This window comes from Candidatus Frankia nodulisporulans, from assembly GCF_902806475.1.
GTDB lineage: Bacteria > Actinomycetota > Actinomycetes > Frankiales > Frankiaceae > Frankia > Frankia umida.
Window position 1 is genome coordinate 1 of the sequence record NZ_CADCWS010000517.1, and the last position, 787, is coordinate 787.

1 pseudogene is annotated in these 787 nt (G+C 65.2%); it reads left to right on the forward strand.

Going from position 1 to position 787, the window contains the following annotated elements:
- Positions 1–503: 503 nt before the first annotated feature.
- Positions 504–787 (forward strand): annotated as a pseudogene (locus G6R24_RS23115) (hypothetical protein); the annotation flags it as partial.

Genomic DNA, 787 nt, shown 5'->3' on the forward strand with positions numbered 1-787 from the left:
ACCTGGCCGAGGCACGAAAGATCTGGGCTGACTGATCTTCAGATCTTCCTGAATGGCAGGGAGAGCCACATTTAGGACATTACCGTCCAGAACAATCATTAGTTGGGAGGTGAGCACGGCGAGTAGGGCCAGCCACCGGCGGGTTCGGGTGGGGTCCGCGACATCGGGCTCGGTCATGGATGGTCACTTTATCGGTGACTATCCATGAATATGTAGGAGATGAGGGGAGGATAACGTCGTACGATCACGACTGCCGAATCCGCCTCGGCCAGTGGTAGTTCGATCGGTGCCGGTTCGGTGGATGTCAGTGACGTCGCCACTCGTCTGGGTGACGCAGGCGCCCGTAGTCCCGCTGAGTCACCCGTCACGGCGGGTGTATGTCCAGGGTCGACGCCGCGCCGGCCTGATGTACCGGGTGGGCGCTGGGCGCGCCGTGGTGCGCGGGCGGCGCGCGGCGAGCACAGTGCCGGGTCCGGATGTCCGCGGGGTGCGAGGCTGTCGATGTGAGCGGGTGGTGGGAACGGAACATCGCGGAACCGGGAAAAGGACCGCTGCTGCTGTGCCTGGTGGCTTTTCTGGTCACATTCCTGGTGACGCGGACAATCGTGCGGCTCATCCGGGCCGGGCGTGGCCCTTTTCGTAACATCTCGACCGGCGGACTGCATGTACACCATGTCGTGCCGGGCACGCTCCTGCTGATCAGCGGCGGGATGCTGGCGGTCGGGACACCGGCGCACGCCCCGTGGCGGCAGGTCGCCGGGGTGGTGGTCGGGGTTGGGGCAGCCCT